General features: G+C 72.8%; 25 protein-coding genes. 17 read left to right on the top strand and 8 right to left on the bottom strand.

The annotated features are described in order from the left end of the window. Nucleotides 1-146 precede the first annotated feature (146 nt). Genes HNR08_RS16800 through HNR08_RS16785 form a run of 4 tightly spaced genes read left to right on the top strand, consistent with a single transcriptional unit; the run spans nt 147 to nt 3,662 of the window. The gene (locus HNR08_RS16800; RefSeq protein ID WP_146838054.1) at nt 147-1,454 is read left to right on the top strand and encodes a hypothetical protein; all 1,308 of its coding nucleotides are present in this window, start codon (nt 147-149) and stop codon (nt 1,452-1,454) included. After that, nucleotides 1,414-2,679 carry an AAA family ATPase gene (locus tag HNR08_RS16795; protein WP_146838052.1) on the top strand — a complete coding sequence of 422 codons (1,266 nt, stop codon included), beginning with the start codon at nt 1,414-1,416 and terminating at the stop codon, nt 2,677-2,679. The genes HNR08_RS16800 and HNR08_RS16795 overlap by 41 nt, the downstream gene beginning before the upstream one ends. Next, on the top strand, nt 2,676-2,936 hold the full coding sequence (locus tag HNR08_RS16790) for a hypothetical protein (RefSeq protein ID WP_146838050.1): 261 nt from the start codon (nt 2,676-2,678) through the stop codon (nt 2,934-2,936). The genes HNR08_RS16795 and HNR08_RS16790 overlap by 4 nt, the downstream gene beginning before the upstream one ends. A 51-nt stretch (nt 2,937-2,987) precedes the next feature. After that, on the top strand, nt 2,988-3,662 hold the full coding sequence (locus tag HNR08_RS16785; RefSeq protein ID WP_146838048.1) for a DUF2637 domain-containing protein: 675 nt from the start codon (nt 2,988-2,990) through the stop codon (nt 3,660-3,662). Between the two features lie 82 nt (nt 3,663-3,744). Here HNR08_RS16785 and HNR08_RS16780 read toward each other — a convergent pair whose 3' ends face one another. Further along, entirely contained in the window at nt 3,745-4,191 is a 447-nt protein-coding gene (locus HNR08_RS16780; RefSeq protein ID WP_146838046.1) for a MerR family transcriptional regulator, read from the bottom strand. Nucleotides 4,192-4,249: 58 nt separating this feature from the next. On the opposite strand from HNR08_RS16780, the gene HNR08_RS16775 reads away from it, so the two are divergent. The 6 genes from HNR08_RS16775 (at nt 4,250) to HNR08_RS16750 (ending at nt 8,183) form a co-directional block, all read left to right on the top strand. After that, the gene (locus HNR08_RS16775; RefSeq protein WP_146838044.1) at nt 4,250-5,464 is read left to right on the top strand and encodes a hypothetical protein; all 1,215 of its coding nucleotides are present in this window, start codon (nt 4,250-4,252) and stop codon (nt 5,462-5,464) included. A 3-nt stretch (nt 5,465-5,467) separates the two neighbouring features. Continuing rightward, nucleotides 5,468-5,992 (top strand): hypothetical protein, encoded by a 525-nt coding sequence (locus tag HNR08_RS16770; protein ID WP_146838042.1) that lies wholly within the window; start codon nt 5,468-5,470, stop codon nt 5,990-5,992. A gap of 28 nt (nt 5,993-6,020) precedes the next feature. Further along, the gene (locus tag HNR08_RS16765; protein ID WP_146838040.1) at nt 6,021-6,362 is read left to right on the top strand and encodes a hypothetical protein; all 342 of its coding nucleotides are present in this window, start codon (nt 6,021-6,023) and stop codon (nt 6,360-6,362) included. Between the two features lie 26 nt (nt 6,363-6,388). After that, nucleotides 6,389-7,042 carry a hypothetical protein gene (locus HNR08_RS16760; protein WP_146838038.1) on the top strand — a complete coding sequence of 218 codons (654 nt, stop codon included), beginning with the start codon at nt 6,389-6,391 and terminating at the stop codon, nt 7,040-7,042. A gap of 262 nt (nt 7,043-7,304) precedes the next feature. Beyond that, nucleotides 7,305-7,925: a hypothetical protein gene (locus tag HNR08_RS16755; RefSeq protein ID WP_221286378.1), complete on the top strand. Its 621-nt coding sequence runs from the start codon at nt 7,305-7,307 to the stop codon at nt 7,923-7,925. 24 nt (nt 7,926-7,949) lie between these two features. After that, nucleotides 7,950-8,183 (top strand): hypothetical protein, encoded by a 234-nt coding sequence (locus HNR08_RS16750; protein WP_146838035.1) that lies wholly within the window; start codon nt 7,950-7,952, stop codon nt 8,181-8,183. A gap of 340 nt (nt 8,184-8,523) precedes the next feature. Here HNR08_RS16750 and HNR08_RS16745 read toward each other — a convergent pair whose 3' ends face one another. Both HNR08_RS16745 and HNR08_RS16740 read right to left on the bottom strand, forming a co-directional pair. Continuing rightward, entirely contained in the window at nt 8,524-9,033 is a 510-nt protein-coding gene (locus tag HNR08_RS16745) for a type IV pilin protein (RefSeq protein WP_146838033.1), read from the bottom strand. Between the two features lie 231 nt (nt 9,034-9,264). Next, a complete protein-coding gene (locus HNR08_RS16740; protein ID WP_146838031.1) occupies nt 9,265-10,554 on the bottom strand; it encodes a hypothetical protein in 1,290 nt (429 codons plus the stop codon). A gap of 219 nt (nt 10,555-10,773) precedes the next feature. Between HNR08_RS16740 and HNR08_RS16735 the strand changes: the two genes are divergently transcribed. From HNR08_RS16735 to HNR08_RS16700, 7 genes are all read left to right on the top strand, one after another. Then, on the top strand, nt 10,774-12,936 hold the full coding sequence (locus HNR08_RS16735) for a penicillin-binding protein (RefSeq protein WP_146838029.1): 2,163 nt from the start codon (nt 10,774-10,776) through the stop codon (nt 12,934-12,936). Further along, on the top strand, nt 12,933-13,775 hold the full coding sequence (locus HNR08_RS22800; protein WP_146838027.1) for a CPBP family intramembrane glutamic endopeptidase: 843 nt from the start codon (nt 12,933-12,935) through the stop codon (nt 13,773-13,775). The genes HNR08_RS16735 and HNR08_RS22800 overlap by 4 nt, the downstream gene beginning before the upstream one ends. A 69-nt stretch (nt 13,776-13,844) precedes the next feature. Continuing rightward, nucleotides 13,845-14,231, top strand: a complete 387-nt coding sequence (locus tag HNR08_RS16725) for a hypothetical protein (protein WP_146838026.1) — start codon at nt 13,845-13,847, stop codon at nt 14,229-14,231. Between the two features lie 239 nt (nt 14,232-14,470). Next, nucleotides 14,471-15,892: a hypothetical protein gene (locus tag HNR08_RS16715; RefSeq protein ID WP_183835134.1), complete on the top strand. Its 1,422-nt coding sequence runs from the start codon at nt 14,471-14,473 to the stop codon at nt 15,890-15,892. 8 nt (nt 15,893-15,900) lie between these two features. Continuing rightward, nucleotides 15,901-19,290: a hypothetical protein gene (locus tag HNR08_RS16710; RefSeq protein ID WP_146838022.1), complete on the top strand. Its 3,390-nt coding sequence runs from the start codon at nt 15,901-15,903 to the stop codon at nt 19,288-19,290. Nucleotides 19,291-19,399: 109 nt separating this feature from the next. Further along, nucleotides 19,400-19,978, top strand: a complete 579-nt coding sequence (locus HNR08_RS16705; protein ID WP_146838020.1) for a hypothetical protein — start codon at nt 19,400-19,402, stop codon at nt 19,976-19,978. 215 nt (nt 19,979-20,193) lie between these two features. After that, on the top strand, nt 20,194-20,373 hold the full coding sequence (locus tag HNR08_RS16700) for a hypothetical protein (RefSeq protein WP_146838018.1): 180 nt from the start codon (nt 20,194-20,196) through the stop codon (nt 20,371-20,373). Nucleotides 20,374-20,410: 37 nt separating this feature from the next. Here the strand turns inward: HNR08_RS16700 and HNR08_RS16695 are convergent, their stop codons facing one another. From HNR08_RS16695 to HNR08_RS16675, 5 genes are all read right to left on the bottom strand, one after another. After that, complete coding sequence (locus HNR08_RS16695; protein WP_146838016.1) at nt 20,411-21,088, bottom strand: hypothetical protein; 678 nt, start codon at nt 21,086-21,088, stop codon at nt 20,411-20,413. Continuing rightward, on the bottom strand, nt 21,085-22,575 hold the full coding sequence (locus HNR08_RS16690) for a hypothetical protein (RefSeq protein WP_146838014.1): 1,491 nt from the start codon (nt 22,573-22,575) through the stop codon (nt 21,085-21,087). The genes HNR08_RS16695 and HNR08_RS16690 overlap by 4 nt, the downstream gene beginning before the upstream one ends. Further along, nucleotides 22,575-23,291, bottom strand: a complete 717-nt coding sequence (locus HNR08_RS16685) for an ABC transporter ATP-binding protein (protein WP_246803072.1) — start codon at nt 23,289-23,291, stop codon at nt 22,575-22,577. The genes HNR08_RS16690 and HNR08_RS16685 overlap by 1 nt, the downstream gene beginning before the upstream one ends. Nucleotides 23,292-23,296: 5 nt before the next feature. Further along, entirely contained in the window at nt 23,297-23,794 is a 498-nt protein-coding gene (locus HNR08_RS16680; RefSeq protein WP_146838010.1) for a hypothetical protein, read from the bottom strand. 206 nt (nt 23,795-24,000) lie between these two features. Beyond that, the gene (locus HNR08_RS16675; protein ID WP_146838008.1) at nt 24,001-24,528 is read right to left on the bottom strand and encodes a hypothetical protein; all 528 of its coding nucleotides are present in this window, start codon (nt 24,526-24,528) and stop codon (nt 24,001-24,003) included. Nucleotides 24,529-24,530: the final 2 nt, after the last annotated feature.

The following is a 24,530-nucleotide window of genomic DNA, read 5'->3' as shown; positions in this document are numbered from 1 at the left end:
CACCGGGCCCGCACCGGTCGCAGCCGCGAGTCGGGTCGCTCGGATCCAAGGCGACGCCCGGGACCTGTGTCTCGGCGGCGGTTGGTGCGGTCGTCGTCATCACGCCCAGCCGTATGTGCGGCAGCCCCGCCGCACATACGGCTGGCATGCCCGATCCCTCCTACCTCGACGAGCCAGACCCGTTCCTCGAGTCGCTCGAGCCCGTGCCAGCGCGCGCGGAAGGCGCATCTGCGAGGCAGCCGACGCCGGTCGGCGCCCTCGAGCATGTCGGACCAAGCCCGCTCGCCGACGAGGACCTGGTTCCCGAGGCAGCCCTCGGCGCCCTGGCGGACTACGACGCCTACCAGCGCCGACTCGCACTCGAGCGCGCGATGCTGCTCGACCGAACCGTCACCCCGGGCATCGTGCCCGCGCCGACCCCGCGCGGAGAGGGCTTCGAGGACGACGGCGACTTCCCCTTCGCCTACCTGTGGGTGGATCCGGCGAGCAACCACATCGTCTACCGGACCGAGAGCCTCGACCCGGGCGTGCCGCGCCGAGTCGGAGCCGAGATCCTCGACGAACTCCTGCAGGCGGGGTTCCGCCTCGTGGTTCCCGACACCCACACCCTCGCCCGGATCACCCGTGCGACCACCGCCGTCGCCCGGCGCCGCGAGCCCAGCTCCGAAGCTGCTGTCAGGATCGAACTGCAGCTGGCGATCGCCGCGCGGCTGCGTTACTCCGCCTTCGCCATCGTGCTCACCCGCGCCCTCGCGCGCCGCTACTGGCTCCCCGAGGGCATGGACGGCGAGAGCCTCGCCCCGTGGGCTGCGATGGGTGGAGCCGCCCCCTTCGACCAGGACCCGTTCGCGTGCATGTCGGCGCTCACCGACCTCGCCTGCGACGGACAGGACGCCCCGCAGCTCACCAACGGCATGTTCTTCGCCGAGCGGGGCGCCCTGTCCGCGGCGCGCTTCCGCGGCCTGAAGACGGCGGTGTCCGCCTTCCACGACGTCGAGCGCGCCGAGGCGTGCGCCCAGGGATGGGACCTGACCGACTTCGGCCTGGTGCGCCGCAACAGCATCACCGGCGACGTCTGCCAGGTCGCGATCACCGGCATCGACGCCGCGGCGGGGCGCATCCACGTCGTGATGTCCCAGCCGTTCCGGCTCCGCACCGGCAAGGCCCACACCATCGTCCGCCCGAACCCTGCCTCGCCCGCCACGAACCTGGCCCTGGAGTCGGTCCAGGCCACCGGAGACGCGCTCCACGGAGTGCTGACCTACTCCACGCGCCGGCAGGGCAACCCCGCCGCTGCGATCGCTGCCGCCGCCTACCGCGACGCCCGCCCGCTGTTCATCACCGGCAAGCCCTTCGCAGGGTTCACGCCGGTCACGAACGCTGCGGCGCGGGACCGATGGACGTCACCGGCGGATGCCCCGGTCCGGCGCCCGAGGTGGGCACCGCCCCAGTGAGGTCGCCGCACATACGGCTGGCATGACAGACGCGACACCGAGGCCCTTCCCCGATGGGACTCCCCAGGCCGCCTCCCTGCGCGACCTACTCGCTGGCCATCCGGCCGTGCTGTGCGACTCCCCTCCCGGGGCCGGCAAGTCGACCATGGTCGCGAAGGTGGTCTCCTGGCTCCACACGCACACCGACGCCACGGTGGCTGTCGCTACCTTCACCAACGAGCAGGGCACCGCGATCGCCGCGGCCATCTCGCACGAGCTCGGCGTCGACGGCCGCGGCCTGCCGCAGGTGCAGGTCGCCTCGCGCAACATGGCCGTCCCAGCCGGAGCCGCAGCCCCGGGCGCCCGAACCGGCTCGAACCCAGTCACGGTTCGCACGGTGGCCTCCTGCAAGATCAACCCTCCCGACGTCGACGTCATGGTGTTCGACGAGGCGTACCAGGTGACTTTCGCCGACTTCTCGAAGGCCGCGGACCGCGCCGAGCAGGTCCTGCTCGTCGGCGATCCCGGGCAGATCGGGCCGGTCATCGCCTTCAACGTGGGCGCCTGGTCTCACCTTCGCCAGGCGCCGCAGATGCGGGCTCCGGAGGTGCTCGCCGCGCGCAACGGCGTCGCACGACACTCCCTCCAGCACACCTACCGCCTCGGCCCGGACACGGCTGCCGCCATCGCTCCGCTGTACCCGTTCACCTTCGACTCCGCGCGGCCCGAGCGACACCTCGACGGACTCGATGGGGAGATCGCCTGCGTTCTGGTGCCCGAGCGGCCCGACCCGTACGACCTCGCGACCATGCGGTCCGTCGCTCGGGCCGCCACCGACTACGTCGGTCGCGTGCTCGTCGAGCGTGACGAGAACGGCCGGCCGCGTACACGCCCCCTGGGCCAGGACGACGTCGCCATCGTCGTGTCCCGGAACGCCCAAGCTTCCGCGCTCGAAGCCCTGCTGCTCGAGGCAGGAGTGCCCGGCATCACGGTCGGGACGGCGGACCGGCTGCAGGGCGGCCAATGGCACGCGGTGGTCGCGGTCGACCCCACCCTGTCCGGTGCCGAGTCCGAGCACGCACTGTCCTCTGGGCGGCTGTGCGTGATGACCTCCCGGCACATGACGCACCTGACCTGGGTCTACGACCCGGGCTGGGAGGACGTGCTCGAGCAGGCGAGCGACCCTGAGGATGCCGGCCGCGCCGCCTCGGTGCGCGCGGCGCTGGTCACGTACCCGCACCGATGAGCGTCGCCAACCCCACCGTCTTCTATGCCGCCACGACCCGAGCGGGCGAACAGGTCCTACTCCTCGGCCCGTTCCAGGAGAAGGCACTGGCACTCCAGGCCGTCGAGCCGGCTCGTGACCTGCTCTACCAGACCGTGCCGGATCTGGGGCCCGTCCCGCCACCGGTCGAGGTCACCGCGGTGACCGTCGGACGCGACCAGAGCCCGCCTGCCGGACGGCTCAACTCGCTCGCGATCGCGCTGCTGGGTCGCGCCTAGCCGGTGCCGCACATCTCCCGATCGGAACCACCCGCCCGCACAGACAGGACCATGACGTTGGCCTCCGCCTCCCGCAAGAACTACCCCGCGCCGCTGCCGCGCGCTGTCGTCAACTCCGCCCTGGCCGGCACCCTGCTGCTGGCCGGCGGGGCGTTCGCGCTGTCGTTCGCCGCGCTGGCCGACCTGGCCGAGATGGCCGGGGTGCCCGGTCACCTGGCGTGGATCTGGCCGCTGGTCGTCGACGGCATGGTCGTGGTCGCCACGATGGCGATCGTCGCCCTGGCCGGGTACGGCACCCGCGCGCTGATCTACCCGTGGACGCTCCTCGGCGGCGGCGCGGCCGTCTCCATCGCGGCGAACGCGGTGCACGCGATCCTCGCCGCGGACGGCGCCGTCCCGGCGGCCGTGTCGGCCCTGGTCGCGGCCGTCCCGCCCGTCGCCCTGCTCGCGGTGACGCACCTGTCGGTCGTGCTGATCCAGCGGTCGGCCGAGCCGGTGAAGAAGGCGGGCGGCAAGCGCCGCACGGCGGACGCCGAGCCACGCGCGGCTCGGGCGGAGCAGGCGCCGGAGCCGGTCGCCGCGGACGGGCGCGCCGTCCCCGCACTGGGCTCTGCCGCGGCGCCCGTTGTCCCGATGCGCCGCACCGAGGACGAGCCGGAGCCTGGGCGCGCGCCGCGCGTGCTCGCCAGTGTCGGCGCCCGAGGGGAGTTCGACGCGTCCCGGTGACCGGCGCCCTGCACGCTCCGGGCTGCCCCCGCGAGGCCCCGGGGCGTCGCCGTGCCCGGGCCCGGCAGGCGCGGTGGTCGGCTCAGTACCGGACCCTCATCTCCCCGAGCGCTGAGCGCGCCGCCTCCAGGCTCATGGTGGCGAACCCCATCCGGTTCAGCGCCCCCCGCAGCGTCCCGCCTCCCCGCTGGCTCAGGGAGTCGAAGGCGTCCAGGTCCACGCCGATGGGGCCGTAGGGATCCTCCTCAAGCTCCGCGATGTCGTTGCCGACCGCCTCCAGCTCGACCTGGACCCGATCGAACGACTTGCGCAGCTCGGCGAGCGCGACCCGCACCCGCTGCTGCAGCAGCTGCTCGACCTCCTCGAAGGTCGGCACCTGGTCGACGCGGACCCTGGCGTGCCCGCGTCCGGCGCGCACCAGGCCCGGCAGCGACCTCTCCTCCGCCAGGTGGCGAAGTGCCGAGGTCGGCACACCGGCCACCTTCGCTGCCTCGGCGAGCGTGAGGGTGTCGACGTCTTCGTGGCCCATGACGCGGATCGTAGTGGCGGGGCCCCACGACGCGGCGGCGGCCGCACATCTACGGGTCATGAGCACCCAGTCGCGGGTCCCCGCGGGCGTCACCACCGGCGGCCAGTTCTCCACCTCGGCGCGCGGCGAGGCCGACGTGCACCTCGAGGCTGCAGGCGACCGCGACCGCGTCTGCGTGCGCTGCGGCGAGGAGGCCGGCTACCTGTCCGGCGACAACCGGTGCGACGGGTGCATGGAGCAGATCGAGGCCGAGCGGAACCGGCTGACGACGCTCACCCCGCCCGAGGCGGACACCGAGCTCGTGCAGGTCCTGGACGACGCCGTGCGCGCTCGCCGCGAGGTCGACCGCGCGCTCTCCGCGGTGCACAGCGCCGTCGGCGACAAGCAGAGCTGGCAGCAGCGCAAGGGCGCGGTGTGGGGCCTGAGCGACACCGACGCCGAGGCCAAGGCGCGCGAGCTCGCCGCGCCCGACCTGGGTCCGGACGACGAGCACTACCACCCGGCGGCCGCGGCCAGGCAGGCGCTGGCCCGGTACGACGAGGCGACGCGGGCCCTGGACGCCGTGGAGGAGCAGATCGCCCGGCACGAGGCCGAGTTCTCCCGCCGGGGCGGCTGGACCCGCGCGTTCCTGGCCACGAGCAGCGGCGGGCACGTGCACAGCTCGATGGGCTGCTCCACCTGCAACCGCGGGGAGTCCCCGACCGAGTTCCAGCTGATGACCGACTACTCCGGGTCCGGCGAGGACACGATCGTGGCCGACGCCGGGTACCGGGCGTGCACCGTGTGCTTCCCGACGGCTCCGATCGGTGACGCGGCGTCGCTGCCCACGAAGATGCTGTCCAAGGACGAGGTCGCCAAGGCTGCCGCGCGCACCGAGCGTGAGACCAAGAAGGCCAAGGCCGCGCAGGACCGGATCGCCAAGGGCCTGACCGCCGACGGCGCGCCGCTGCGCGTGGAGTGGACCGAGACCAACGCCGGAGGCTGGGACCCGGTGCCCGGCGGGCGCCCGGGCGAGCGCACGCACTCCTACCGCGACCGGCCGGCGCACGAGACCTTCAAGACCGAGCGCGCCGCGACGCAGTGGTACGTCGAGACCCTCGCCTACGGCTTCCGCGAGAAGGACAAGGCGCCCGCGCTCGAGGCGGTAGCCCGCGCCATCGCGGTCAAGCGCGGCGTCGATGTCGAGGAGGTCAAGGCCGAGCTCGCCAAGAAGGTCGAGGCGAAGAAGCGGCGCGGCTGCGCCCCAAACATGCGTCGAGCCGCACATCAGTAACCCATGACGACGAACACGCCCCAGGACACGGCCACCGACTTCCACCACGGCTTCCGCCTGACCAAGGTCAAGCGCTTCGTGTCCCGGGGCGGCACCGGCTTCTCCGGCACGCTCACCCACCACGGCAAGCCAGTCGCTGAGGTCCACCAGGAGGGCAACGGCGGGCAGGCCGTCGTGCACTTCAACGACGGCCGCGGCGGCGATGGCTCGCGGGCGTTCGAGGACGCCGCCAGGGCGATCTTCGGGGCCGAGTCGTTCGAGCCCACAGAGGCGCTGCTGTGGCGCCTGGAGACAGCCGAGCAGATGAGCCGCTACCGCAGCACGCCGTTCGTGCTCGCCGCGGCTGAGGTCGACGCCTTCTGGGGCGACGCCTTCTGGGGCGACGCCCCACTGCGGAGCGGCCAGTTCCGTCAGGTGCGCGGCTGCTCGCCCGCCGACCTGCCGACGTACCTGCAGGAGCGGTACGGCGACGCCCCGCTGGTGTGGTCCAAGGCGCACGCCACCTTCGTCCCGCTCACGAGCCTCTGAGGCCCTGGCTGCCGCACATACCAAGACCATGACCACCACCGACACCGGCATCCACCGCGCCGCCCGCGCTCTCGCCCTCCGCGACGACCTCGACTACTTCGAGCGTGCGAACCACGCCGGCATCGCGGACCTCACCGGTGTCGCCGCGCTCGTGGTCGCGGCCGCGCGGGAAGCCGGTGGCGGCCTGCCCGACGCGGACCTGGCCAGCGACCCGGTCTCGGTCGGAGCCGCCGCCCGCACCCTGGCCCAGCTCGAGTCCGACATCGCTTTCGCGGTCGGGAACGCCGAGGCCATGACCCGCCACCTCGACGACGCGCGGGCGATGCTCGCCGCGCTGCCCCAGCCGTCCCCGGTCCTCGCCGCCGCCTGACTCACCTACCCCCGGAAGGAAGCCCCATGAGCACCCGCACCCTCGCCCAGATCCGGCTCGACATCAACGAGCCCGACACGATCACCGAGGACGTGACGTTCACGCTGAACACGGGCGGGGACACCGAGCCGCTCGACGTGGACTCCGCGCTGGAGTACGCCCAGCAGATCGACGCGATGGCCGGCGACTCCCCCGTCGTCGAGGTCGCGATCCTCACCGCTCTGCACGAGCGCCAGGTCGCACGCATCGCCGCGGCCCAGGCGCAGGCGGAGCAGACGGCCGCCCGGCTGGCGGGACTCGGCGCGAAGCCGAAGTCGAGGGCACGCCGCACGCGAGCCCCGAAGCCCGAGACCGTCACGACGGCGGAGGCGCCGCTGGCGGAGCCCGCCCCGCCTTCCGAGCAGGAGCCCGCCGGCGACCTGGTGCCGACCGTCGACTCGACACCGGGAGTCGCTGCGGCGGCACCCGCGGCCGAGACCGTGGACGGGGCGAGCACGCCGGAGCCGCCCGCTGAGCCAATCCAGGACGAGGAGGTCCCGCCGGCCGAGGCACCGCTGCGCGACGACCCGGAGGAGCCTGGGCTCGCGCCCGTCGCCGACATCGCGCCACCGGCCCCGCAGGTCGCGACGTTCATCGTCCCGCGGGGCCCGGACGGCGCCGAGGACATCTCCGAGTTCTGACCACCACAACTCGCCGACCCGGCGCCGCGGAAGCGCCGGGTCCGGAGGCCGCGTGAACGCCGAGACCGCAGAGCCCTTCGCTGGGTGTGTCCACGAGCCCGTGCATCGTCACGGCACCCGACGGTGCGCACGCGCGCATGGGTGCGGGTGCGGCCCGTGCGGGGCGGCGTCTCGGCGGTACGCGGCCGCCCGCGCGCTCCAGATCGCGGAAGGCACCTGGGAGCCGCAGGTCGCAGCCGCCCCCGTGCGGGAGCACGTCAGAATGCTGCGCGCACGCGGCATGACGCTGCCCGAGATCGCGGCCGCGGCGTCGCGGCGCGCCAACGGTCGAGAGCCCGCCGTCGTGAGCGTGGCCGCGCTGGAACGACTGCTCTACGGCCGCCGCGCCGGCGGCACGCGGGTGCCCGCACAGCGGATGCGCGCGAGGTCCGCACACGCGCTGCTCGCCCTGGGACCGGACCATTCGACGGCGGAGACCAGCGCCCGGCTGGAGCGCGCCGTCGGCTCCATGCTCGCCCGCGGCTGGGACGAGGCAGCGGTCGGTGCCGTGGTCGCTTCGGCGTCGCCGGCTGCCCGGTCGGCGCTCGCCGTGACCGAGACCGGTGCTCGAGCACTATCGGCGGAGGTCGCCCCCATCGTCCGGAGGGCGCTCGAGCGCTACCGCATGCGCTCGGGCCGTGAGCTGGGCGGCGATCTCCCGCCGGAGGCCGTGGCCGTGGCCAGGTCTGCACTGGCCGCGGTGCTGCCGCACGCGACATCGCCTCGCGCGCGCCCTGCGGCCGTCGCGATCCTCACGGACGCCGGCCTTGCTGCTCGACAGGCGGCACAGGTGCTGGGCGTCTCCCGACGCACGGTGCAGCGTCACGTCGCCGCGCGCTCATGACCGCGCCCCGCACATCTAGCGGGCGTGGACACGATCATGACGGGCCAGGGCCGGGTGCCGGTCTCGACCGCCCGTGTGCCTTCGGGAGTGCGCGAGGGCGGCCGGTTCCGCGCTGCCGTGCGCGAGGAGGCGCCCGTCAACCTCGGGGAGTCCGCCTTGAACGCCGGGCTGCCTCGGCCGGCCGAGCTTGCGGCATCGGGTGATCTGGCCGCTGCCGTTCCGGACCTGGACGACGAGATCGTCTGGCACGACCGCTAGCGGACAGCACGGTCGGGGTCGCCACCCCTCACCCGTTGGGCGGCGACCCCCGACCCCTCAGCGGAGCAGGGCCGAGACGGCTGCGATGATGCCGGCCACCAGGAGTCCACCCGAGACACCGAAGCCCGTGACCTTGCTCCAAGACAGCGGGGGGCGCTCCTCGCGAGGAGGCGCGGGCCGCGGGCGAGCCCGAGCTTCGCTCGGCTCAGAGATGCTGGGACCCGATGGCGGCACCTGGGGCCTGTGGGCCCGGGGCTCGGGGCTCATGAGGAAGCTCCCTCCCAGAGTGGTCGAGGCCGGGCCGCGTGGGCCCGGCCTCGGGGGCGCGCAGGAGGCGCGGTCAGCTCGTCACGCCCTGCCAGGTGATCCCCGTGGCGCCGGCCGGGATGCCGGAGGCCGCGTCGGTGTCCGCGGCCAGCGGGGCGGTCGGCAGCGCGGACGGCGCAGCGGGCGTCGTCGTGGCGTCGAGCTTGACGGGGCCCGCCCCAGAGTTCCGCTCGTACCGGAAGTACGACCCCGACTTGGACTTGGCGTAGATGACGTAGTTGTTCGTCCCGATGAAGGCCACGTAGCTGGTGCTCGGCGAGGCCAGGGGCGAGCCGCCGTCGTTCGCGAAGCCGGCCGCGGTCGTCGGGTACTTGAGGTTGTCGGTGTAGTACGCGTCGGCGGCCAGGGAGGCGTTCGTCAGGTCAGACTTCACCGCGGTGTCGTGCGCCTTGTTCTGCTGGTTCAGGTAGATCGGGGTGCCGATGGCGGCGAGGATGCCGACGATGATGACGACGACGAGGAGCTCGACGAGCGTGAAGCCCGCCTCCCTCTTCGCGAGGATCTTGCTCACGCGGGACGTCATGGGTGCGCACTCCTGGTGGACTCGTAGCTGAACGCCGGGTGCGGGCACACCCGAGCCGGGCATCCCGAGTCTGCGCGGGGTGTCATACACCTCGCGGAAGTTCGACCTCGGGCCGCCAGGCGGTTCGCTCGTCAGTCGGGATGCCCGGCCGCATCACTGCAGGTCACGCTCCTGTACGGCGGTCCGGCCGGGCCCGGCCGAGTCCAACCCAGGCAGGGCCACCTGTCGCACCTACGGACTCCACAGCACCGGGGCAGTCGGCTCCTCGGGGACGGCCGGCTCGGGCTCGTCCAGGATCGGAGCGCGGGCAGGCGGGCACGCCGAAGCACCTCCGGGACCGGGCGCCGGCTCCACCGTGATCGCTCCGGCGGCGGCGGCCGGCTGCTTCGCGCATGCGGTGACCGCGGCGTCGTAGGCGGCCTGCGCGCTCTGCCGGTCAGCTCGCCACGCGTCACGTGCGCGGACCGCCACGGAGCGGGCGTCACGCTCCCGCTTCCACGTCGCGATCGCCGCAGCCTGCGCGTCCCATTCGGCCTTCACCTCCCGGGCTGCGGCGACGTACGCATTCCACGCCTCCACGTCCGCGGCCTGGGCAGCCACACGTGAGCTGGCGTCCGCGACTGCCGAGATCCAGGCGGCCTGCCCGGCGAGCAGGGTCGCTCGAGACGCGGCGCGGGCCTGCTGTGCAGCGTCCTCAACGTCGCTCGTGACGACAGCCGGCGCCGCGGCGGCTGTGAACGCCCACCCGCACCCAGGCCCGACGGCGTCCCACGCCGGCACCGCGACCGTGGTGGTGAGAACCTCCGGCCCCGGATCGGTCAGCGGCTCGGGCCGGACGGCCTTCGAGGGCGCCGGAGGGCCCGCGACACCGGCTGGCATCACGAGGTCTGGCGCCTCGGCTGGGGTCGGGAGGGCTGACAGGTCGACTGCCTGGACGCCTGATGCCTCGATGCTGACGGTCTCCTCACGGAGCCACTGCTGGTACCCGGGACTGCGCGGGTTGCGGGTCGCGTCCTGCGCGGTGGGGCTCAAGTCGGGGCACACCGGCTCCAGGGAGTCCATGAGGCGGGCGTCAACCGCGGAGACCGCGGCCGTCGCGACGTCGGCCCCGGAGAGTGTGGCGAGCACATCACCTCGCGACCACGCGACCACCTGGCCGCCCGCGACGTTCATGCGCACCCCGACGACCCCCGACGGGAGCGTGATGCTGCGCCCGCAGTGCGACATCGCCTGTCGCCAGGTGCCGCCCTCCCCCGTCGCAAGGACGAACAGCCCGACGTCGCCTTCGGGTGCGGCCGCCGTGGCGGAGACGACCGGCACCGGGGTGGCGCAGCCGAACGGGGCCGGCACGACCTGGCCGTACGTCAGCTCGCTCCCGAGCAGCTGCTGCAGCACCGTGAGCGCGGGCGGGTCGAGCGACTCCGGCAGTGCTGCTGCGGCAGCGATCTCCGCTACCTCGGGGGCGGCCTCGGCGTGAGCAGGCCCCTGCGCCAGAACGGGCGGGAGGATCACCGCGGCCACGGCGGCGGTGCACAGCAGTGCGACGGCACTGACCCCCAGCGAGGGTCCGGCACCAAGAAGCCTCTCTCGTTCCCGTCCTCGCCGCGCGCTGTATGTCACAGAGCGACCATACGGCCGCGTCTGCCCTGCACATCATCGGCGTGTGTATGACACGACGACGCACTTGGACTGTACGCTCGTGGCGTGATCGTTCGCCGCCACCTCCGCCCGCTCGGCGCCTTGGCCGTCGCGATCGTCGCCGGCAGCGCCCTGGCCTCGGCGGCAGCGGCGATCCCGGCAGCCGCAGCGGGCGGCCGGGCAAGGGCCGCGATGGACTACTGGGACAGCATCGAGGTCGACCCCGCCGTCTTCGACGCGGCCATGCCCCAGCGTGTGCTCGTGCAGACGAGCGACGGGCAGCCGGTCGCGACGTTCTACAACGAGAACCGAGTGCCGGTCGCCTCGCTCGAGGAGGTGTCCCCCACCCTCGTGAAGGCGGTTCTCGCCGTCGAGGACCGCGAGTTCTACGAGCACGGCCCGGTCGACGTCAGCGGCCTCGCTCGAGCAGCCGCGCGCAATCTCACCACGGGCACGCAGCAGGGCGGGTCGACGATCACCCAGCAGTACGTCAAGCTCCTGCGGGCGGCAGCCGGCGAGGACGACGAGTCGAAGGCCGCCGCGACCGAAGGCACCCTGGGCCGCAAGATCACCGAGCTCAGGTACGCAGCCGAGCTCGAGCGACGCTCGAGCAAGGACGACATCCTGCTCGGCTACCTCAACGCCGCCTACTTCGGCGACGGCGCGTACGGCGTCGGAGCAGCCGCCGCCCACTACTTCGACACCACGCCGGCGCAACTCGACATCGCGCAGTCGGCGCTGCTCGCAGGGCTCCTGCGCAACCCGAACAGGTACAACCCCAACGCGAACCCGCTGGACGCCACCGCCCGACGCGACGTCGCGCTCAACGCGATGCGCGCGACCGGTGCGATCTCCGAGGGCGAGCGCGCCTTCGCATCAGCCGCGCCGCTGGGCGCCGCCTCGCACGAACTTCCGAACGGCTGCTCCGCCAGCCCGTGGCCGTACTACTGCGACTGGGTCCGCGCCACCCTGCTCACCGACGAGGCGTTCGGCCCGACCGAGGCGGCCCGCGCGGGCAACCTCGTGCGCGGAGGGTTCACCGTCGTCGCAGCCCTCGATCCCGCCGAGATGGCCGACACCCAGAGGCAGCTCGATGCCGCGCTCGGGCGCCAGGACGTCGCTGGCGCGGCTGCGGTGATCGAGCCCGGTAGCGGCCGGGTGACAGCGATCGCCGCCACGCGCGACTACGCCTCGACCCAGTTCAACATCCCCGTTCAGGGTCAGCTGCAGGTCGGGTCGACCTTCAAGCCGATCACCCTTGCGGCCGCGCTCGCCCGCGGCTTCACACCTGACGCCACCATCAGCGCACCCCACCCATACGTCGCAGCGGCGGGGAACTCCCCCGTCGGCGGCTTCCGAAACCTGGACGGGATCAGTCGCGGTCCGATCGCCGCCACGACCGCCCTGAAGTACAGCGTGAACACGTGGTTCGTCCGGCTCACCGAACAGGTCGGCGTCACCCAGGTCGCCGACACCGCTTTCGACCTGGGAATGCGGAGCATGGACCCCGCCACGCGCAGCGTGGGCGACGGCGACCTGTCCATCACGCTCGGTGCCTTCGAAACCACCGTCCTCGACGCGGCGAACGTGTACGCGACGCTCGCAGCCTCCGGCGTCGCGTGCCGTCCCATGGCGATCCTCTCCGTCACCGAGACGAGCACCGGGGCGTCCCTGCCGGCTCCCGACCCGAACTGCCGCCAGAGCGTTGCCGCCCCGGTGGCCGACAACGTGACCGCAGCCCTGCACGCCACAGCGGAACCCGGCGGGACCGCGGCGGAGATCGTGCTGCCCGGACAGGACTGGGTCGGCAAGACGGGAACGACGAACGACTTCGGCGCCACCTGGTTCATCGGCGCCACCCGGTCCCGGGCCGCGGCGGTCTGGGTCGGCGACCCTCGCGGACCCTCGTACTCGGCGCGCGGCGTGACGGCCTGGGGGCGGACCTACGATCGGGTCTACGGCGCGACAGTCGCTGAGCCGCTGTGGAACCGGATCATGTCGGAGCTGACGGCGGATGTTCCCCTCGCCCCGTTCCCGACACCCGGCCCGCTGACGGTCAGCAGCTTCACGACGCCGCACGTGGTCGGCATGAACGTGTCCGCGGCTCGCGCAGTCCTCGAGGCGGCAGGACTGCACGTCACCGTGGCTGCAGCCCCAGGCGCGGACTCACAGGAGCCCGCCGGAACGGTCCTCGAACAAGATCCCGCCGGCGGCACCTCCACCGCCAGCGATGTGACCCTGGTCGTCTCCGGAGGTCCGTCGTGAGCGCCGTGACCAGCCAGGTGCGCTGGGAGCGGGCAGATCTGTGGGGACCCCCGCGACCCCCGCGACGTTTCGGGGCGCTCGACCTCGGGCTCGCCGCGCTCGCCCTGGTCGCGACGCAGGCACTGGTCGGCGCCGTGGTGCTCTACGTCGAGATCGTCATGCGCGGCACCGACCCGGCCGACGTCGCGAACACCACGCTCGTGCTGCTGTCCGGGATGGTCAGCATGTGGGCGGTGTTCGCCGGCTGGCCCCTCGTGGTCGCGCGGCGCATCGGGCAACGCGTGTGCGCGGTGGTCGGTCCATGGACCACCCCAGGCAGCCGCGTGCGCCTCGTGGCCGCGTCCGTGGGCCTCGCGGTCGCCCTTCGGGTGGCGAGCATCGGCTTGGACGTCCTCGCCGCACGCCTGGGCTGGGACGTCCAGGGCAACTCCTCATGGATGGCCACTCCCCGCGACGCATGGGCCACCGCCGCGATCCTGCTCGGCGCGGCCGTGCTCGGGCCCATCGCGGAGGAGTTGTTCTTTCGCGGCCTCGCGATGCGCTCGTTGATGGCCACCCTGCAGCGACGCTGGGGCGCCGCGGCACGCCGGGTGTCATTCACCGCCGTGGCGCTCAGCGCTCTGGCGTTCGGCCTGCCCCACGGGTCGACGATCGGCGCGGACGGGGCACTCACGAGCCCGCTGAGCGCCTCCGGCCTCTACGTCGTGACACAGACCGCCCTCATCGGCGCCGCATTCGGGATCCTTGCGATGCGTCGAGGCCTGCTGGCCGCGTGCGCGGCGCACGTGACGTTCAACAGCCTGGGCGTCATGCTGATCCTGATCGGCGTGGCGTCATGACGAAGAGCCGTGACATACATGTCTAGGGCTAACCTCGGGAACATCACCCGGAACACCGAAGGAGCCTCGATGCCCGAGACGTCCCCCGAGATGCTGCCCGGCGAGGCTGGCCCGCTGCCTATGGAGGTCGGCGGACCCCCGGTCACCGAGGCCGAGGTGCTCGGCGTGTGGCGGCGGTGGGTCCGCGAGGACAACGAACGCCGGGGGCGCAACGACCCGCTGCCCACCGAGCTGCCGCGCCCGAACGAGAAGGGCAAGACGCCGATGTTCTCCTTCCGCGCGCCGATGCTCAGGATGCTGCGCGCACGTGCGCGCGCCGACCGAGAGCAGGTGTCGCTCTCGGTGGTCATCAACGACTTCCTCGAGCGGTACGGGCAGGGCGAGCTCGGCTCCGTTCCGCGGATGGTCGTTCCCCCCGCCCCAGGCCCGCGCCGCTCCCGGCGGAGCGATCGATGAGCCAGGGCGCCGACCCGCTGTTCTCGGCAGACGTCGACGAGGAGTTCCTGGAGCACGGCTCGGTCTCTAGGCCTGAGGCGGCCGGCGCAACCCGGCCTCAGGCTGCCGGCCCGGTGTCTGACACTGCGGCATCCGTCAAGGCGCGTTTGCTCTTCGGATGACGGCGTTTCGGCCCGAGCCGAAGCGATGAGGTGTCATACACTCAGCGTGTAGTCGACACCCCGTGAGGAGCCTTCGCCGTGCTGCCTGAGCGTTACCGGCTCCATGACGAACGCGGCGGCACGCTCGTCGAGACGATCATCAGCCTCCTGCTGCTGACGATCGCGATCTCCTTCGTCGGGGGTTCGGGACTCAACAGCTTGCGGGTGCAGTCCATCAGCGACCGCCTGGCGACGTACGCCACCGCGACGCAGTCGATCATGGCCAAGGCACGCCAGGCCGACTACAGCGACCTCGGCTTCTACGGCGACGACGCCCGAGCAACCACGGGCACGGCCACCCTGCCTGTCAACGACGAGTCCGGGGCGGCGCGGGCGGAGCAGGCTGTCGTCCTCGGGCCAACGCGGCCCGCCGCCACCTCGAGCTTCGACGTCGCACCCGTGGAGACCTTCGACGCCGACGGCTTCACCTACCGGGTGCAGACGTGGGTCACCGCGGTCCCGCCAGCCCCTGGCGACAGCGTCTCGCGCGCACGCAGGGTCGTGGTCCAGGGCGAGTGGACCAACTCCGGGAACGCCGGCGTGCTGGACGGCACCTGCCGCGGAGCCGACGTTCGCTGCTCGGTCCAGATGATCGTGCGCACCGCCTCCGGATCGGACGTCGACCCGACGACCGGTGCCTCGGCTTCGTCCTCCGGGTCGTGCGCCTCTGCGACTGCGGTCGTGTGCGAGGGCTACGTGCGGTCCGGCCTCGTACTCGACGGGGCGACCATGGTCACCGACGCCGACACCGCGCGCCAGAGCTCCCCCGTCGATCTGTACGCCCGAACCTCGGTCCCGGCCTCGGCGGTCACGGCGACCTGGACCTACAAGGTCACCTCCGGCGCGACGGTCGTCGAGCGAACGGTGACCGAGTCCCTCACAAGCGTCGACGGCGGCACCCGATGGTCGAGCTCCATCGCCGCTGACGGCGATGGCACCCCGAAGCGCAAGATCCTGCCCGGCAAGGTCACTGTCACGTTCACCGCGACGGTCCCGGGCGGAACCGCCGTGCTCCCGGTGCCGGCGTTCTGGACGGTGGACCGAGCCACCGGAAGCGACTACGACCACGTCACGGCAGCCCTCGAGGACGCGGCCGCCACCGCGTGGTGCAGCGGGTCCGGAGCCGGCGTGCCGATCCGCGTGACGACGACCGGCGGCTCCGTGGGCATGTCGACCACGAGCCCCACGACCTCCGGGGCCGACCAGGCCTGGGCGGCGTTCGCCAGCCGCGGCACCGACGGCAAGGTCAAGGCGGTCTCCGTGCCCGCCCTCCCCGTGGATGTCGCGCCGGTCACCATCAACCTGTCCGGCACCGTGCTGCAGGCAGCAACGACCACCACCTGGCAGGTCCAGGCGCCCCCGACCGGCGACTGTGCCACGACCTCGGCGGCGACGCTGGTGTTCGCTCGCGCCGTGGACGGCTCCACGACCAGTCTCCCGCTGCTTCTGGCGCACGAGTGAGGGGCGCCGTGAACCGCACCGACCCGCAGCGCGGCGCGATGCAGTGGACGATCATCGTCGTGGTCCTGCTGGCCTCCCTCGGAGCAGCCGTGGTCACCACCGCGATGGGGCACCTGAACCGCACCGAAGCCACCAACGACCTCATCGCGCTCACCCAGCGGACCGACGTCGCCGTCGCCGACGCAGTCGCGCAGCTCTCAGCGGGCAACGCCCTCCCCGCCACCCGCGCGACCGCCACCACCGCCTGCGACACCGTCGGGAACAGGCCGCTGTGCTCGGCGTACTGGGCCCTGCCGCGCCCAGGCAACGCAGCGGACCCGACGCGCTACGACCTCATCACCAACGCCTGGATCGACAAGGACCACGACCAGCTTCCGCCGACCGACGCCAACGGGGTGCGCGCCGTCCGCGTCCCCCTGGAGGCCGTGACCTACCAGACGAGGGACGGGCTGGGCCCGAAGTCTGCCGCCGGGAAGATCGTCTACACCCCGACTCCGCCCGGGGCGTTCGGCAACGCGCTGTTCGGCTACACCTCCACACAGCTCAGCGGGCCCGAGGTCAGCGTCACGTCGTACAACTCGACGTCGGGCGACCTGGGGACCGCCGGCGGCGTCGTCGCCTCCGGCGGGTTCGTGTCCTACGGCACCGGTACCGCGGCCGACGCGACGATCCTGTACGGCTCCGCAGGGGCTGGCGGCGTCACGACCACCCGCTGCACGGGCGACACCTGCGACGAGTCCGACGTCAGCGTCATGACCCACTCGTACGCCGCCGCCAGCGAGGCCTCCGTGGCCTGGATGGCCAACCCCAGCTGCACCCGCACCGTCGAGGGGAACTGGGTCGCCTCCGAGCAGAACGCGCGCATCGACACCCCGATCCTGTGCATCAACGGATCGCTGACCGTCGACGTCGCCACGCGAGTCACCATCCCCAGCGCCGCGGTGTACGTCCGCGGCAACATCGACCTGGCGGCCTCGCTCAACGCACCGGCGCTGAACAGCCTCGCGAACCCTGCCAAGCTCTTCGTCTACTCGGCCGGCCTGGCGGTCTCGATCACCCCGACCGAGACCGCGAACCCGGGCACCTCGATCGCCGCCATGGTCTACGCCCCGCGGGCGGCGTGCTCGACCGACCCTGCCAACCGGAAGGCGGCCGGCTCCTACGCCGGCCAGGTCACCTGGTACGGGTCGCTGGCCTGCGACACGATCAGCATCGGGGGCTCCTGGCGCCACTTCTACGACGACGCCGGCACGGTGAACTACACGGACCCCGTCCCCGGCGCCGCCAAGGCCTGGACCACCGGCACCTACGACGTCATCGACACCGGCGACAAGTGGGACATCCCCGTCGGCTGGGAGAGCGGGACGTGCGTGCTCCCGGCGCCCGTCGACGCGATGGCGTACTGGCGCCTGAACGAGCCCACCGGGTTGGTCGCACGCGACTCCGCCGGCACCTCGGACCTGTCGTGGACGACCACCGGCCGGGTCGACGGGCTCTGCGGCAAGGCGGCCGGCTTCCGATCCGGCGGCGCCGCGAAGTCCGACCAGGTGCTGCGCTCGGCGACCGCCGGCGTGACCCTGGAGTGGTTCGCCCGCGGCCCGTCCTCGGCAGCGTCAGGTGCAGCCGTGCAAGCGGCGGGTGTCCGCGCCGTCATCGACACCACCGGGCACGTCGTGGTCACCTCCGGCGGCACGACGGCCAAGGTGCCCTTCACCGTCCAGAACCGCGCCAAGTCGCACCTGTACCAGGTCACGGTCGCGAACGACGGCACGATCACGTTGTACGTCGACGCGCTCCGCAAGGGCACCGCCAAGGCCGGGTCGCCGACAGCGGGCAGCAGCACCCTGCTGGCCGATGGCACCGCCGGGACACTGCACGACGTGGTCGTCTACGGACGCGTGCTCACCGAGGCCGAGGTCGCCGACCGTTGGGCCTCCTGGAACGAGAACGTCGCCTTCGAGATCACCAACCCGGGCACCCCGATCACCCCGGCGACGAACCTGCGCGACAACGGCACCACCGGCAAGAACCTGCGCCTGGCGTGGAACGCGTTCGGAGGCACCCTGCCGCCAGCAGGCGAGGGGACGGCCGACCTGCTGGTGCAGTGGGCCACCACGAAGACCGGGGCGTTCTCGACGCTCACGACGCAGGCGGTCACGACCACCTCGGTCAGCACGACGGCTCCTGCCCGTGGCGGCAACTGGTACCGCGTGTGCGCCGCCTACAACGGCGACACGTTCTGCACCGACGCGATCCAGGTCACCACGATCGACACTCCCGCGGTGCCCGTGGTCTTCGCCTCGAACATCACAGGAGACTCGGCGACCTTCTCCTGGACCGCACCCCAGGACGCCGCCACCTACGAGTACCAGTACCGGGTCGACGGCGGCGCGTGGTCCGCCACGACCAGCAACGGCGCCGCCCTGACGCGCACCCTGACTGTCTCCGGCGCCAAGATCGAGTTCCAGGCCCGCTCCGTGAACAGCGTCGGCAGCTCCGCCTGGTCCGCCACCGCCATCGCGAACCTCATCCCCGGCACGCCGACCCTGTCGGTGTCCTCGATCTCGACGACGAGCGCTGCGTTCGCCTGGACCTCGGTGCCCGGCGCCGCACGCTACGAGGTCCGGGCCAGGATCAACGGCGGCCCGTGGGGCTCCCCCCTCAACGTGGGGACGGGGCGCACCTACACCTACGGCCCGACCAACGAGGGATCCCTCGTCGAACTGCAGGCGCGCGCGCTGAACGCTGCGGACGTCGCCGGCGCGTACTCCGCGATCGCCACAGCTGGACTGTACGTCAACTCACCCACCGTGAACGACTGGAACACGACCAGCACCTTCCCGACGTTCAACGTCCAGCTCAAGGGGCCGAGCACGCTGTGCGCGGCCGGCACCGTGCCTCAGGTGATGGCGCGAGACCGGGCAACCACCACGGGTTGGAACCCGTGGGGCGGCTGGGTGAACGGCAGCGCCGGGGCAAGCACAGGCCCCTGGATCGTCTCGCAGGTCGGCTACTACGACATCGGCGCGGTGCAGGAGCAGCAGATCCGCTGCTACAACCCAGCCTCCGGCAACGCTTCGGCGCCGGCAGGACCGTTCACCTCGCCCACGCTGTATCACCCCATCCCGACGCCCTCCGGGGTCTACATCGGCATCGTGGCCTGGCACACCGTCCAGTGGGGAGGGTCATGCCCTGCCGGAACGACGATCTACATGGATTGGCGCGTCTACACGAACTCGTGGGGCTGGGCCAGCGGAACGACCGTCGGCGGCGGCGGCACGTACTACCGCGGCGAGAACGCCGGGTGGGGCACCGGCAACAACCGGCTGCAGGTGAACGCCACCTGCCGCGCGGGCTCGCGCGCAGGCGGCTCGTACTACGTCGCGGGTGGGTACTGAGGTGCGGGAGCCAACGGTGAGCGAGACAGCGGGTCCGGCCCCTGTGGGCCGTCACGCGGCGCCAACGAGGGCACGCCGGGCGCGGTTCGCCGTTGCCGCGACAGCGGTGGTGGTCGGGCTTGCCGTCGGCATCTACGCCCTCGCCCACCACCTGAGCTCGCCCACCGGGCCCGTCCCGAGCTTCGGCGCTCCTGAGCAACTCGTCGTCCCGACCGCTGCGCCATCCCGCGAGACGCACGCACCCTCCACCAGCCAGCTGCCTCAGGCCGGCGACGTCCTCGAAGAGGACCCCGGGGTCCTGCCCGGCGGGCTCGCTGCAATCGAGCTCGACGACCACGCGTGGCACGTCCTGGACTCGTCCGAGCCGCTGCCGGACGTCGTCGTGCAGAGCATCGCCGCACGCGCCGTCGAGGCCGCCGACTCCGCCGACCCCGGTGCGTCGGCGCTCGCACGGGAGGAGATCGACGCCTGGGTGTACCAGTACCTGGGCCTGCACCCGGTACTCGTGATCCCGGTCGAGACCTACACCGCCGCCGGGACGAGCGAGGCGTGGTCGTTCTGGGTTCGAGACGAGGTCATGGCGTACATGGAGGCACCGGCGGGCAAGGCCGAGACCGTCGCGGCCGCGCAGGACTGGATCTCGCGCCACCCTCGGTCCGCCGAGTTCACCCTGGTCGAGCCGCGATGACGGAGACGACGATGACACATGCACCCTCGAGCGCCGACCACGCCGCTTGGGCGCTGGGGCTTCCCGGCGCGCCGACCCCGCCGAGGTCGAGCTTCGGCGACGACCCCTGGGCGGTTCCGGGGAGCCGGCCACATCAGGGCGGTGGCGCCGTCACAGGGGCGAGGAGCACGGACTCGGGTGCGCCGTCCGACCAGGAACCGGGCGGCTTCTCGCACGTGTCGGTGCTGTCGGGGTGCGTCTCGGCCGCGTTCGCCACGCTGGCCTACGCACAGTCGCTCCGCCTGGAGAACCTCAACCCTCGCCCCCGCCCGACGTGGACCCGGGTGGTCGCTCAGGCCGACCGCGTCGACGCGACGGCCGCCCGCAGCGTCCTGGACGAACTCCGCGGGCTCTGACCTCCGGCGCGGAACGTCAGCACCTCGGGCCCGCTGGTCAGGCCACCGCGATGCCCACCGCCTGGAGCGCGGCGGCGAGCCTGACCCACTCGACGGGGCCGAGCACCTCGCGGGCAGCCGCGAGCACGTCGCCCCCCGCGCCGGCGGTGAGCTCGATCAGCTGCCAGCGCGCAAGAGCAGACGCGAGCGACTCGTCGCCGACCTGGGATGCGAGCTCGACCAGGTGCGCCTTGATCGCGAGCCCGACCGCGACCTGATCCCTGCTCGACGCCGCTCGGGCACGAGCGCCCGCGACGAACGCCTCGAGCGGCTCTCGGCCGAGAACCGCGGAGCGGGTGTCCTCGACTGTCACGTGGCCGAGCCCGAACAGGTGGTCGACCGGAGAGAAGAACGCGGGGATGTTCAAGCCCCGCATCGAGGCCGACCAACCCTGCCGGAGCGCGTCCACCGCACCGAGAACGTCAAGGTCGCCGTCGAGGGTCAGCATCGGTCGCACCGCCCGCGTCGCCATGGCGAAGAAGGCCTGAGCGGGCTCAGCCGCCCCGGACGCCTTCGACCAGAGGCCCGACATGACCTTGTGGACGTCGGAGGTGACCTGCGCAGCGAGAGCGCCTGGGGCGTCCCCGCTGCGGGCGCGCGCGCGAGACAGCTCGCTGTACCGGACGGCCGCGTGCGCGTCGAACGTCCGCCGAGCGGCCGGATCGAGAAGCGTCACGCCGCACCTGCCAGAGCTAGCGCCCGGGCGCGCCGGTCTGGCCACGACCGGACCGAACCGGCAAGCATGCAGGCGCCGAGGGCCGTCCAGCCCAGGCTGGCCGTGATCCGTGCCAGCAGGTGATCGGCGCCGACCGGGAAGACCATCGGCCAGTTCACCGTGATCCAGACCAGACCCGCGGCGACGGCCAGGCGCACGAGCTCCACGAGGGCTGTCGAATCGGGGACGAGGGCCGACCCTCGATCCACGCCGGCACCGACCGGCCTGCGGATGGCGCGCCGCACCGCCAACGCCGCGAGCAGGACGTTCGCGGGCACAGCGGTCATGACGAACGCGCCGAGGTGCGAGGGGCTCGCCGCGGCGAACACCAGAGCGAGCATCCCAGCCCCAGCACCGGGGACCAGGAGCGCAACCTCGACCCCAGCGCGGGCGAGCGCGCCGGCGGCGGCGGGCTGCGCGGCCACCCAGAGAGCTCCGCGCCCGAGCACGGCCAGGAAGTTCGCGGTGAAGGTGAGCCCCCAGGCGAGTGGAAGCACGAGGCCGGTCGACACGGCCGCCGCCGTCGACCGGGCCGCGACCACGACCACCACGCACCCGGCCAGGGTCAGCAGAGCGCCGCTGCGGACCGAGCCGATCCTCCACGCCGAGACCAGCATGCTCCGGCGGCACGCCGCGACAGGTCCGGGCGGGATTCTCACCGAACGGGCCTGCCCCGGGATGCGAGCAGGCGGGAGGTTAGCCGTCGCGCGGCACGCGAGCAGCGCGACCACCAGCGCCGAGACGGCAAGGACGCACAGCGTGACCCACGGCCCGACACCCGCCCCCAGCAGGAGCCACCAAGCGGCGAGGGCGAGGCGGTCGGAAGCGGCGAAGCAGCCCACGACCACCACAGCTGCACCGGCCACCGCGAGCAGCCGGCCGCGCCGTCCGCGCGGCAGCAACGCACCAGCCCAGGTCACGGCGCACTGCCCCAGATGGAGCACGACCACCGTGGCCCAGGCCGCGGCGATCGCTCGGCCGCGGCCTTCACCTTCGGCGGTCAGCAGCGATGCCGCCCCCGCGAGTACGGCGAGCTGCACGGCCGGCACCACGGAGATGCTCGATGCCGCCAGCGACTCCAGGAACCGGGCCAGCGTCCCTGTCGGGGCGAGCGACCCGTACGCCACGGCCAGGAGCCGAGGAGCTCGCGGGTGGCCGATGAGCGACACCAGCGAGGTCGCCGCGGCGGCGATGACCGCCAGACCCCAGACCGTCTGCGGGTGCGCCTCGACCAGCGCGAGGAGCGACCGAGAGCTGCGCCCCTCGGAGGTCGCGATCCGGGCCATCTCGCGCACGAGGTCGCCGATCTTCGCGGTGACGGCGATCATGCCCAGGCACAGCAGGAACCCGGCCCACGTGGCGGTGCGCGCGCCGGCGGTCCGCAGCTCGCGCCACCGAGCCGCGGCCATCACCCGCGCGGTCCGGGCCTGCATCGCGAGCGCGCTCATCACGCAGCTCCCGCGGCGAGGACGTTCCGGTAGCGGCGGGCACCTCGACGGCTCTCGAAGGCGCGCACCTTCCCCACGTCGCGGATCCGGCCACCGGTCATCACGGCGATCTGGTCGGCGACCTGAGTCGCCCACTCCAGCTGGTGGGTGGAGACGATGGCCGCGCCACCGGCGGCTCGGTGCTCAGCGACCATGTCGGCGATGACGCCGGCGCCCACCGGGTCCACGCCGTCGAACGGCTCGTCCAGGAGCAGGACCCCGTCCTGGCCGAGGCAGGCGAGCAGGACCGAGGCACGGCGTGCGACCCCGTGCGAGAACGTGTGGGCCGGGTGGTCCAAGCGCGCGGTGAGGTCCAGGCGTTCGGCGAGCTCGAGGGCGGAGGGCCACAGTCCCAGCCGGTCAGTCGAGGCCAGGGTCAGCCCGATGAGCTCCGAGAGCGTCATCATCGGAGGGAGCCCGCCGACGTCAGGGCAGTACCCGATGAGTCGGCGGCTCGGGTCGCCGCCGCTGGCCTGGCGCACCGGGGCTCCAGCGATGCGGATCGTGCCGGAGCTGATCGGCCACGCCCCAGCGATGGCCTTCATGGTGGTGGACTTCCCAGCGCCGTTCGAGCCGAGCAGGGCGAGAACGCCGCCGGCCGGGACGTTCAGGCACACACCGTCGACGGCGACCTTGCCGCCGGGGTAGCTCACCCGCAGGTCCTGGATCTCGATCATCGGGGTCACGCGCTCGCCTCGTCGTCGTTCTGGGTCAGGGACGGTGGGATCTGGCCCGGGCGGCCGGGGGCGTCCGGCGCCGCGCCGAAGAACTCGTCGATGGCGCGTGACGACACGGTGCGGCAAGACATCGCCTCACCCCAGGTGGCTGCGACGACCTGGTCGGACCCGAGCTGGAGCGGGTACCCCGCCGGCCACTGCAGCACCTCGGCGCGCCAGTGCGGGTTCTCGCGGGCAGCCGCGCGCGCCTCACGGGCGAGCGCGTCCGGCGCGCCGGCACCGATCCACAGGATCCGCCTGCCCTCCCACAGGGCGCGCACGCCCTGTTCGGGTGTTGGGCCGTCGTCGCTCGGCAGGTCTTCGTCCATCCACCCGGCCACGGGGACGGTCGTCTGGTAGATCAGGGGCCCGGGCTCCGGCACGGTGCCGACCCGGGAGTCCAGGACGGCCACCTGCTCGGTCGCAGCGCAGTCCGCGGCGAGCCCGGCCACGCTCGCAGGCACGTACCGCACTCCCCCGGCGTAGACGTCTTGGGGGGCCAAGTACGCGGCAGGGGTCAGGGTGGAGCCGGCGACGAGTACAGCCAGAGCGACGGCCAGGGCGGCACGTCGCGCGCCGCGAGCCGTGAACGAACGCGCGCGTGCTCGCGGGGCTCCGACTCGGTGCCACCACGGATCGGGCACAGGCTCCTCCTTCGACGGTCTGTGCCCTACGAATGTGCGGCAGTCGCCAGGACGATCTCGACGACCTCGGACGGGGGCACGTGCGTGGTCCGGTCGGGCGAGGCGAGCGACAAGTAGAAGCCGCCCAGGTGCAGCACGCCGGCTCGGGTGGCTCCATCTCGCAGCCGCAGGACGACGCTGTCCCCGGCCAGGGCGGACAGGTCCACGCGCGAGCCGTCGGCGAGCGTGTACCGGTGCGATGCGGGCGTGGCGAGCCCGCGGTGCGGTGCAGCGCTGTCGTAGGCCTTGCCGACGCACTCGACCGCCATCTCCTGGCAGTAGCCGCGGTCCGGCCCGGCCCCGGCGCCGAGCATCTGCCCGTGCCCGGGCGCCAGGGAGTCCACGCGCCACGCCCATCCGGTGCCGTCGAACGTCACCGTGGCCACGAACCAGCCGTTGGGGTCGCCGTGCTTGTCGGCATGCCACGCGTACTGGACGAAGCCGGTCTCCTCGTCGGCGGCGAACTCCCAGGGGATGGTCGCGACCGTGGCGAGGCCAGGGATGTGGGTGACCACGC

Origin of the sequence: Cellulomonas hominis, assembly GCF_014201095.1 — a bacterium.
GTDB lineage: Bacteria > Actinomycetota > Actinomycetes > Actinomycetales > Cellulomonadaceae > Cellulomonas > Cellulomonas hominis.
This window is presented reverse-complemented; position numbering and strand designations above follow the sequence as displayed.

Excerpts from the sequence above, each read along its gene's own strand:
- HNR08_RS16800 (WP_146838054.1), top strand. The coding sequence starts at position 147 with ATGCCCGATCCCTCCTACCTCGACGAGCCAGACCCGTTCCTCGAGTCG.
- HNR08_RS16795 (WP_146838052.1), top strand. The coding sequence starts at position 1,414 with ATGCCCCGGTCCGGCGCCCGAGGTGGGCACCGCCCCAGTGAGGTCGCC.
- HNR08_RS16790 (WP_146838050.1), top strand. The coding sequence starts at position 2,676 with ATGAGCGTCGCCAACCCCACCGTCTTCTATGCCGCCACGACCCGAGCG.
- HNR08_RS16785 (WP_146838048.1), top strand. The coding sequence starts at position 2,988 with ATGACGTTGGCCTCCGCCTCCCGCAAGAACTACCCCGCGCCGCTGCCG.
- HNR08_RS16780 (WP_146838046.1), bottom strand. The coding sequence starts at position 4,191 with ATGGGCCACGAAGACGTCGACACCCTCACGCTCGCCGAGGCAGCGAAG.
- HNR08_RS16775 (WP_146838044.1), top strand. The coding sequence starts at position 4,250 with ATGAGCACCCAGTCGCGGGTCCCCGCGGGCGTCACCACCGGCGGCCAG.
- HNR08_RS16770 (WP_146838042.1), top strand. The coding sequence starts at position 5,468 with ATGACGACGAACACGCCCCAGGACACGGCCACCGACTTCCACCACGGC.
- HNR08_RS16765 (WP_146838040.1), top strand. The coding sequence starts at position 6,021 with ATGACCACCACCGACACCGGCATCCACCGCGCCGCCCGCGCTCTCGCC.
- HNR08_RS16760 (WP_146838038.1), top strand. The coding sequence starts at position 6,389 with ATGAGCACCCGCACCCTCGCCCAGATCCGGCTCGACATCAACGAGCCC.
- HNR08_RS16755 (WP_221286378.1), top strand. The coding sequence starts at position 7,305 with ATGCTGCGCGCACGCGGCATGACGCTGCCCGAGATCGCGGCCGCGGCG.
- HNR08_RS16745 (WP_146838033.1), bottom strand. The coding sequence starts at position 9,033 with ATGACGTCCCGCGTGAGCAAGATCCTCGCGAAGAGGGAGGCGGGCTTC.
- HNR08_RS16725 (WP_146838026.1), top strand. The coding sequence starts at position 13,845 with ATGCCCGAGACGTCCCCCGAGATGCTGCCCGGCGAGGCTGGCCCGCTG.
- HNR08_RS16690 (WP_146838014.1), bottom strand. The coding sequence starts at position 22,575 with ATGAGCGCGCTCGCGATGCAGGCCCGGACCGCGCGGGTGATGGCCGCG.
- HNR08_RS16685 (WP_246803072.1), bottom strand. The coding sequence starts at position 23,291 with ATGATCGAGATCCAGGACCTGCGGGTGAGCTACCCCGGCGGCAAGGTC.